Consider the following 8,927-nt stretch of genomic DNA (forward strand, 5'->3'; position numbering starts at 1 on the left):
CACGCACCTCGCCATCAGAAGGCCCCTGACATCAGAAGAATCGCGGATCGTCGAAGGCACCGCTGGCGACCAGATACACGTAGAGATCCGCGAGGGCCACGCTGATCAACGAGGCCCAGGCGAGCAGCATGTGACGGGCATTCAGCTTCCCGATCCACTGCCACGTCCTGTAGCGCACGGGGTGCTTGGAGAAGTGCTTGAGCTTGCCCCCGACGATGTGCCGGCACGAGTGGCAGGACAGGGTGTACGCCCAGATCAGCACGATGTTGACGAGCATGACGAGCGTGCCGAGGCCCATATGGCCCCACTCGTAGTTCTCGTCGCGGAAGGCGAGGACGGTGTCGTAGGTGAGGATGCCCGCCACCGGAACCGCCGCGTAGAAGAAGTAGCGGTGCATGTTCTGGAAGACCAGCGGGAACTTGGTCTCGCCGCTGTACTTCTTGTGCGGCTCGGCCACCGCGCAGGCCGGGGGAGAGGCCCAGAAGCCCCGGTAGTAGGCCTTGCGGTAGTAGTAGCAGGTGAGCCGGAAGCCCAGGGGGAAGATCAGGATCAGGAGCGCGGGCGACAGCCCCCACCAACTGCCGAAGATCTCCCAGTTGGGACCGCCCTTCATGGGCTCGCAGTTCTCGGCGAGGCAGGGCGAGTAGAACGGTGAGACGTAGGGCGCCGCGTAGTAGTCCGCATTCGCGAAGGCGCGCCAGGTCGAGTACACGATGAAGGCGAACAGCCCGGCGGCGGTCCCGGCGGGCTGCAGCCACCAGCGGTCGGTGCGCAGATGCGGGGCGGCGATGGCGGCGCGGCCCGCGCCGCGCACCCCGCCCTCGCTATGGCTGAGCTTCCTAGAGGTGTGGGGATCTGTGCCAGTGGCCAACGGGGTCTCCAGTCGGTACGGCTTGTCGGCAGCCGGAGCCGGGGCCGGGGGTCAGGGGGCGCGGCGGTCGCGGGCGCCCAGACCCTCGTCGTCGGAATCGGTCCACAAGGAACGGTCGTACGGGGTGTCCGGGATGCTGACCATCTCGGGCCGCGGCTTCGGGGGCAGCGTCGGCGCGGCTTCCTTGAGGAGCGCGACACTGTCGCGCAGATGGTCGGCGTCCGTGCGTACCCGGCGGATGTCCAGGCCGGACCCGACGTGCTGCTCCAGCCTTCCGACCGAGCGCACCAGATCGTCGAGACAGCGCTGAACGGCCGTCAAATCGTCGTGCAGGGACATGAGTTGCCCTCCACTTCCGCTTGATATAGCGGGATCACATGGATCGTGCGCCTGCGAGTGTCGCGCGTCACATCCCGGATTGTGAAGGGATCTGCGCGGATTCCCCCGTACGAGAGCCCATGGGGGCTCATGAGCAACGGCCCGCGGCCGGATTGGGCCGCACGGGTGGGCTTGGCGGCGGCTGCCGACGTGTCTGCCGCTCCACCTGAGGGCGATCCCGTTCAGTGGGGCCGTATCCGTGTGATCAGCACTCAATACCCCCAGACGTGAACAAACCCGGCACCTCCCAGGGAAGCGCGGTGGCCGGGCGACCCCGGAGGTTCCACGCCATGCCCCCACGCGATCCCGCCGCCCCCGGCGTCCGCCCCGCAGTGCGGGCGACGGCCTACCTCATCGCGGGCGTGCTCGCCCTGCCCTCGCTCGCCGCGTGCGGCAGCACCGACGACTCCGGCGGTACCCCCTCGGCCGCACAGGACATCGCGGCCGCCGAGCGTGAACTGATCGCCGACGGGGGCAAGGCCACCTGGGCCGTGGACGCCCTGCCCGAGACCTTCAACTCCTTCCAGTCCGACGCCGATCCGGCGACCTCCCGGATCGCCGGCGCCGTCCTGCCGTCGATGTACGAACTCGACAAGCGCGGCCGCGCGGTACGCAACGCGGACTACCTGGAGAGCGCCGAGATCGTCGAGCGCGAGCCCAAGCAGGTCGTCCTGTACAAGCTGAACCAGCAGGCGGTGTGGAGCGACGGCCGCGAGATCGGCGCCGCCGACTTCGCCGCCCAGTGGCGCGCCCTGTCCGGCGAGGACTCCGCGTTCTGGACCGCGCGCAACGCCGGCTACGACCGGATCGAGAAGATCGAGAAGGGCGCCAACAACCTCGAGGTGCGGGTCACCTTCGCCAAGCCGTACACCGACTGGCGCTCGCTGTTCTCGCCGCTGTACCCCAAGGACGTCATGGGCACCCCGGACTCCTTCAACGACGGCGCCCGCAAGACGCTCAAGTCGACGGCGGGACCGTTCCGTATCGCCGAGATCGACCGCAAGGCCGGCGAGCTCACCCTGACCCGCAACCCGCGCTGGTGGGGCCGGCCCGCGAAGCTGGAGCGGATGGTCCTCAAGTCCGTCCCCCGCGAGCAGCGCGCCGCGGCCCTGGCCGCCGGCGAGCTGGACATCGCCGAGGTCACCCCCGCCGAGGCCGAGCGCATCGCGCTCGCCGCCCGCGACTCCGGCGCCAAGGGCCCGCTCGCGCACGGCCCGGGCGCCGAACTCACCCCGGCCAAGGCGCTCAAGTCCTGGGCGATCGCCAATGACCCGGAGAACGAGGAACGCGCCGAAGCGATGGCCGCGTCCGTCGAGAAGACCCACAAGGCGATCAAGAAGTACACGAAGGAACAGCAGGGCCTGCGCGGTTTCGTGGTCCGCAAGTCCCTCGAGCCGGCCTACACGCAGCTCGCGCTCAACGGCTCCGGCGGCCCGCTCGCCGACGAGCGCGTACGCCGCGCCGTGGCCCGCGCCCTGGACCGCGAGGAGCTGGCGCGCATTGTCCTCAAGCCGCTCGGTCTGCCCGTGAACCCGGTCGGCAGCCATGTCGCGCTCGCCGGCCAGGACGCGTACTCCGACAGCAGCGGGGCGCTCGGCGACCAGGACACCGCCGAGGCCCGTGCGCTGCTCGCCGACGCGGGCTGGGTGCAGGGCGGTCCGATCAAGACCGCGGGCAGCAAGGCCGACAAGAAGAAGTCCGCCGCCGACGAGGACGGCACGTACATCGTCGGCGAGGAGGACGGAAAGCCGCGCGCCGACAAGGACTACGAGGTCCGCGCCGACAACCAGCCCGAGGCGAAGGCCAAGCGCGAGGAGGAGCGCAGCAAGAAGGAGGCGCACCGCGGCGGCGCCCAGGGCGCGTACGCCCCGAAGGGCACCGCCGCCCCGAAGCCGGCCGGCGGTCCGCTCGCCAAGGACGGCGAGGCGCTCAACCTGAAGTTCGTGCTGCCCTCGGGCCCGGGCTCGGAGCCGCTGCGCGCGGTCGGTGAGCGGATCCAGCGGATGCTGCAGAAGATCGGCATCCGCACCGAGCTCACCAAGGTCCCCGACGACAGCTACTTCAAGGACCACATCGCCTCCGGCCAGTACGACATGGCGCTGTACTCCTGGCCCGGCTCGGCCTACCCGGCCACCGACGCCCGCCCGATCTTCGCCAAGCCGGAGCCGGCCGCCGACGGCTCGCTGAACGTCGAGCAGAACTACACCCGGGTCGGCACCGACCACATCGACCAGCTCTTCGACCAGGCGCTCGCCGAGCTCGACGAGGGCAAGGCGCGCGACCTGGTCAAGAAGGCCGACGCCCGGATCTGGGCCGCGGCGGGCTCGATCCCGCTCTACCAGCGCCCCCAGCTGGTGGCCGTCCGCCCGGGCCTCGCCAACGCCGGCGCCTTCGGCTTCGAGTCCCCGTCGTACGAGGACATCGGCTTCCTGAAGGCGGCGGCGCCGGCGAAGAAGTGATGCCTTTCGTGAGCCCGCTGTGAAGGTGAGCCTCACCTAGCTCAGAAGATCCTCAAGTCTCTTGCCCGCCGGTCACGCCGGCGGGCAAGGTCGTTTCCGACCATTGACCCAGGTGACCTGCACGCCTGCCTCCCGCGCCATCGCGCCCCCCTTGCCTCCTGTGCTGCCGCGCCCCCACCCCTGATGCACCAAGCGCGGTATCGTTGATATACGCGAATGCGCCTGGAGGTGTGCGATGGCCCGTACCGTGATCGACATCGACGACGAGCTGCTCGACCAGGTCGCCAAGACCTTGGGGACCAAGTCCAAGAAGGACACGGTCAACACCGCGCTCGCCGAAATACTGGAGATCCACCGACGCGCCCTCGCCCTGACCCGGCTGCGCGAGGCCGCGGCCGAGGGCGCGTTCGATCTCGAACTTCTCGGGGACAAGAGGAACTACCGCAGGTGAACGCGGCCAAGTACCTCGTCGACACTTCCGCACTCGTCCGTCTGCTCGGCCGGGACGGTCCGTCGTACGGATGGGACCAGGCACTCGGCGCCGGCCTGGTGGCGATCTGCCCGGTCACCGAGCTCGAGTTCTTCTACTCGGCCCGCTCCCTGCGTGACCGTGAGGAGCATCTCGAGACCGTTCGCGCGCTGTTCCCGTTCGCGCCCGTCGACGACCGTGCCTATGGCCGGGCGTGGGAGGTGCAGGGTGAGCTGACCGGGCGCGGGGAGCACAGGGGGCCGGGGCCGGTCGACCTGATCGTCGCCGCGACCGCCGAACTGCAAGGCCTGACGCTTTTGCACCTCGACGACGACTTCGAAACCGTCGCGCGGGTCACCGGACAGCCGCTCCGTCGTCTCGGGAGCCCGAAGAACGGGTCATGATCCGGGCGACGCCGCAGGTCAGCCCTGGTGCGAGGTACCCGCGAAGGCCGCTACCCGCCACGCCACGTAGGATGGGGTAAGGCCGTGGCGTGTCCAGCCCGGCGCGGTGAAGGCGTACGTCGGACATCGAGTCATCCATGACATCGAGAAGACCGAGAGATACGCGAGCCGCTCGCAAGTTCCACTCGTCCCGGGAGAAGCACCGCACGTGCCCACGCGCCACGACATTCGAAACGTCGCCATCGTCGCCCACGTCGACCACGGCAAGACGACCATCGTCGACGCCATGCTCAAGCAGGCGGGGTCCTTCGCTGCGCACGCCGCCGAGTCCCTCGACGACCGCATGATGGACTCGAACGACCTGGAGCGTGAGAAGGGCATCACGATCCTGGCCAAGAACACGGCCGTCAAGTACCACCCCAAGGATGGCGGCGACGTCATCACCATCAACATCATCGACACCCCCGGCCACGCCGACTTCGGTGGTGAGGTCGAGCGCGGTCTGTCGATGGTCGACGCGGTGGTCCTGCTCGTGGACGCGTCGGAGGGCCCCCTCCCGCAGACCCGCTTCGTGCTGCGCAAGGCGCTCCAGCAGCGGCTGCCCGTGATCCTCTGCATCAACAAGACGGACCGTCCGGACTCGCGGATCGACGAGGTCGTCAACGAGACGTACGACCTCTTCCTCGACCTCGACGCCGACGAGGACCAGATCGAGTTCCCGATCGTCTACGCGTGCGGCCGTGACGGCATCGCGTCCCTGACGAAGCCCGAGGACGGCACCGTCCCGGCCGACTCCACCAGCCTGGAGCCGTTCTTCTCGACGATCCTCGAGCACGTCCCGGCTCCGGAGTACGACGAGAGCGCCCCGCTGCAGGCGCACGTCACCAACCTCGACGCCGACAACTTCCTCGGCCGTATCGCGCTGCTCCGTGTCGAGCAGGGCGAGCTGCGCAAGGGCCAGACCGTGGCCTGGATCAAGCGCGACGGCACGATCGCCAACGTGCGCATCACCGAGCTGATGATGACCGAGGCGCTCACCCGCAAGCCCGCCGAGATGGCGGGCCCGGGCGACATCTGCGCCGTGGCCGGTATCCCGGACATCATGATCGGCGAGACCCTCGCCGACCCCGAGAACCCGATCGCGCTGCCGCTCATCACGGTGGACGAGCCGGCGATCTCCATGACCATCGGTACCAACACCTCGCCGCTCGTCGGCCGGGGTGCCACCGGCAAGGGTGCGGACAAGGGCACCCAGGTCAAGGACCGCAAGGTCACCGCCCGCCAGGTCAAGGACCGCCTCGACCGCGAGCTCATCGGCAACGTCTCGCTGCGCGTCCTCGACACCGAGCGTCCCGACGCCTGGGAGGTCCAGGGCCGTGGTGAGCTCGCGCTCGCCATCCTGGTCGAGCAGATGCGCCGCGAGGGCTTCGAGCTGACCATCGGCAAGCCGCAGGTCGTCACGCAGGAGATCGACGGCAAGACCCACGAGCCCGTCGAGCGCATGACGATCGACGTGCCCGAGGAGCACATGGGCGCGGTCACGCAGCTCATGGGCGTCCGCAAGGGCCGTATGGACAACATGTCCAACCACGGCTCCGGCTGGGTCCGCCTCGAGTTCGTCGTCCCCTCGCGTGGCCTCATCGGCTTCCGTACGGAGTTCCTGACGAGCACCCGCGGTACGGGTATCGCGCACTCCATCCACGAGGGCCTCGAGCCCTGGTTCGGCGTTCTGGCGACCCGTAACAACGGTTCGCTCGTGGCCGACCGCGCCGGCGCCGTCACCGCGTTCGCGATGACCAACCTGCAGGAGCGCGGCGTCCTGTTCACCGACCCCGGCACCGAGGTGTACGAGGGCATGATCGTCGGCGAGAACTCGCGCGCCGACGACATGGACGTGAACATCACCAAGGAGAAGAAGCTCACCAACATGCGCTCGGCCGCGGCCGACTCCTTCGAGGCGATCGTCCCGCCGCGCAAGCTCTCCCTCGAGCAGTCCCTGGAGTTCTGCCGCGACGACGAGTGCGTCGAGGTCACCCCGGAGGCCGTCCGCATCCGCAAGGTGGTCCTGGACAAGACCGTGCGCGCCCGCAGCGCCTCGCGCGCCAAGAACGCCTGATCCGGCTCCGGCTGCGCCGGACCGCTGCCACGCGTCTCCAAGGCTGATTCAAGCCTGGTCGAACCGGCCCGATTCCGCGCCCACTTGGGCGTAGAGTCGGGCCGTTCGTCGTGCCCCGAGCCCTTCGCCCGACCGCTCTCGGCGGAATGCAGCGCTCTGTGATCCGCCCGACGCTACGCGTGTCGACCGCAACAGGTTTTTCCGGCCGACCTGTCCGGAATGCGGACGCTCCTGACCGATAGATGTGTAACGAGTCCGTTTCGCGAGCATCTATCTCGGATCGGTTTGTCCAGATTTCGGAAGAAGTAGGCGACAGGTGTGATCGAACCGAGACCAAAAGAGTGTGGTCGGGCCGTACCCCATGGCTAATAGTTGAGCGCGTAGAGCTCGGGTCAATGGGTCACGCGCTGTGGGGAGCGCCGACTCACGAGCACACTGGGGTACTGATCATCGCCGTCAGGGGTGTCGGCACAGCATCACGTACCCCCTCTTGTAGTGAACAAGTGGACTCATGAGGAGGAACCCATGCGTGGTGCCAAGAGCGCCAAGTGGGTCGCGATAGCCACCGCGGTGGCCCTGGGTGCGACTGCCTGTGGCGGTAGCGACGATGGCGACAGCGGGAACAAGGGCAACAAGGGCGGCAAGCCCGAGGGCTACGTCTCCATCGACGTCGGCCAGCCGCAGAAGCCGCTCATCCCGGCGGACACCAACGAGTCCAACGGCTCGTACGTCATCCAGTCCCTGTTCACGCAGCTGCTGGACTTCGACGGCGAAGGCAACATCGTCTACACGAACGCCGAGTCGGTCGAGACCACCGACTCGAAGACGTGGACGGTGAAGCTCAAGAAGGGCTGGAAGTTCCACAACGGCGAGGACGTCACGGCGAAGTCGTACGTCGACGCCTGGAACTGGTACGCCAACATCAAGAACAACCAGCAGAACGCCTTCTGGTTCCAGGACATCGCCGGTTACGACGAGGTCCACCCGGAGAAGGGCGACCCGAAGGCCGAGACCATGTCCGGTCTCAAGGTGGTCGACGACCACACCTTCACGATCGACCTGAAGAGCTCGATCCCGTACTTCAACTACAAGTTGGGTTACGCGACCTGGGCCCCGCTGCCCAAGGTGTTCTACGACGACCCGAAGGCGTTCGGCCAGAAGCCGATCGGCAACGGTCCGTACACCTTCGAGAAGTGGACCCCGAACAAGCTCATCCAGGTCAAGGCCAACAAGGACTACCAGGGTCCGAACAAGGCCAAGAACGCGGGCGTTCAGTTCAAGGCGTACACCAGCCTCGAGGCCGCGTACAAGGATGTCCTCGCCGGCAACCTGGACATGATCCGCCAGGTCGGCCCGACGGACCTGCCGAAGTACAAGCAGGACCTGGGTGACGGCGCCATCGAGCAGCCGTACGCGGCGATCCAGACGCTGACCCCGGCGTTCTACTCGAAGACGTTCAAGGACATCGACCCCAAGGTTCTGCAGGGTCTGTCCATGGCGATCGACCGTGAGACGATCACCAAGACCGTCCTGAACAACACCCGTACGCCGGCCGTCGGCTTCGTGCCGCCGGGCGTCAAGGGCAACCAGGACCTGGGCACGGACGTGTTCAAGTACGACCCGAAGAAGGCCAAGCAGCTCGTCGAAGAGGGCGGCGGCGTTCCGGGCAACAAGTTCACCATCCAGTACAACACCGATGGTGGACACAAGGAGTGGGTGACCGCGGTCTGCGAGTCCATCCGCAAGGCGACCGGTGTCGACTGCGTCGGTGACGCGAAGGCCGACTTCGCCACGGACCTCGAGGCTCGTGACAACGACCAGGTGAAGGGTATGTACCGCGGTGGTTGGGTTGCCGACTACCCGGTCAACGCCAACTTCATGAAGGAGCTGTACCACACCACCGCCGAGGCCAACAACGGCCGGTTCTCCAACAAGGAGATCGACGAGGCGATGAACAAGGCGGACAACGCCAAGTCGCTCGACGAGTCGGTGAAGGCCTTCCAGGAGGTCGAGAAGCAGCTGGTCGAGCACATGCCGGCGATCCCGCTGTGGTACTACCGCATCAACGGTGGTCACGGTAAGAACGTCGACAACGTGGTCGTCGACTTCCACGGTGACCTCGAGGTGTGGGGCGTCACCACCAAGTAAGAAGCCTTCGGGCCTCTTCCTCACTCGGCCGTAGACCCACCGCCACTGCCGCGGCGGTGGGAGGTTGCCACGGGGTCGCCCT

The 8,927-nt window shown here is 67.6% G+C and carries 7 protein-coding genes; 5 read left to right on the forward strand and 2 right to left on the reverse strand.

Annotated features, from left to right (window positions below; translation table 11 throughout):
• Positions 1-31: 31 nt before the first annotated feature.
• Positions 32-871, reverse strand: coding sequence for a hypothetical protein (locus tag JAO81_RS00720; RefSeq protein ID WP_199545727.1), 840 nt, complete (start codon positions 869-871; stop codon positions 32-34).
• Positions 872-922: 51 nt separating this feature from the next.
• The gene (locus tag JAO81_RS00725; RefSeq protein WP_199545728.1) at positions 923-1,210 is read right to left on the reverse strand and encodes a hypothetical protein; all 288 of its coding nucleotides are present in this window, start codon (positions 1,208-1,210) and stop codon (positions 923-925) included.
• Between the two features lie 329 nt (positions 1,211-1,539).
• Between JAO81_RS00725 and JAO81_RS00730 the strand changes: the two genes are divergently transcribed.
• From JAO81_RS00730 to JAO81_RS00750, 5 genes are all read left to right on the forward strand, one after another.
• Positions 1,540-3,708: an ABC transporter family substrate-binding protein gene (locus tag JAO81_RS00730; RefSeq protein ID WP_199545729.1), complete on the forward strand. Its 2,169-nt coding sequence runs from the start codon at positions 1,540-1,542 to the stop codon at positions 3,706-3,708.
• Positions 3,709-3,943: 235 nt separating this feature from the next.
• On the forward strand, positions 3,944-4,159 hold the full coding sequence (locus JAO81_RS00735) for a type II toxin-antitoxin system VapB family antitoxin (protein ID WP_199545730.1): 216 nt from the start codon (positions 3,944-3,946) through the stop codon (positions 4,157-4,159).
• Positions 4,156-4,581 (forward strand): PIN domain nuclease, encoded by a 426-nt coding sequence (locus tag JAO81_RS00740; RefSeq protein ID WP_199545731.1) that lies wholly within the window; start codon positions 4,156-4,158, stop codon positions 4,579-4,581. Before JAO81_RS00735 ends, JAO81_RS00740 begins: the two co-directional genes overlap by 4 nt.
• A gap of 208 nt (positions 4,582-4,789) precedes the next feature.
• A complete protein-coding gene (gene typA, locus JAO81_RS00745; RefSeq protein WP_199545732.1) occupies positions 4,790-6,697 on the forward strand; it encodes a translational GTPase TypA in 1,908 nt (635 codons plus the stop codon).
• 525 nt (positions 6,698-7,222) lie between these two features.
• Positions 7,223-8,845 (forward strand): ABC transporter substrate-binding protein, encoded by a 1,623-nt coding sequence (locus tag JAO81_RS00750; RefSeq protein ID WP_199545733.1) that lies wholly within the window; start codon positions 7,223-7,225, stop codon positions 8,843-8,845.
• Positions 8,846-8,927 lie beyond the last annotated feature (82 nt).

Source organism: Streptomyces sp. N35 (assembly GCF_016464295.1).
GTDB lineage: Bacteria > Actinomycetota > Actinomycetes > Streptomycetales > Streptomycetaceae > Streptomyces.